The 466-nt window shown below is 69.1% G+C and carries 1 protein-coding gene; it reads right to left on the bottom strand.

The genetic code is table 11. From position 1 onward, the window contains the following. A partial coding sequence (locus IG99_RS43595; protein WP_158973400.1) for a condensation domain-containing protein occupies positions 1 to 432 on the bottom strand: 432 nt, incomplete at its 3' end. Between the last annotated feature and the right edge of the window lie 34 nt (positions 433 to 466).

Raw genomic sequence — 466 nt, 5'->3', positions numbered from 1 at the left:
ATCCTCGCGGCCCGACGCCGAGGCGACCACCCTCGCGAACATCACGTGCAACACCGTCGCCACGCTCACACCGAGACGCCGCGCCACCTCACGTACGGCGGCGGCTGTGGCTCCGTCGAGGGGTTTGCGGGCCTCGGTGACCTCGGTGCCGTCGCCGCGTACGTCGGTGATATTGAAGGGTGCGGTCGGCTCGGTCACGTCGCCGAGGAGACCAGTGAAGAACGCCTCGTGTTCGGCCTCCGGGATGCCCAGCCGGGCCTGCGCGACGAAGTTCCGGAACGGCAGCGGCACCGGCAGCCCCGCCTCACGGCCCTCCAGGAACGCCTGGACCTCCGCGAACAGCACATCCACCGCTGTGTGGTCCTGGATCAGGTGATGCACCTGAAGCAACGCCACCCACCGCTGCGAGCCGGGAACCCCGGCCGTCGTCACCTGAACCAACGGTGCCGCGGTGATATCCATCACC

The organism is Streptomyces griseus subsp. griseus, assembly GCF_000720255.1.
Classification (GTDB): domain Bacteria; phylum Actinomycetota; class Actinomycetes; order Streptomycetales; family Streptomycetaceae; genus Streptomyces; species Streptomyces griseus_I.
Note: the sequence above shows the minus strand (reverse complement) of the source record. Positions and strands in the feature narration are given on the sequence as shown.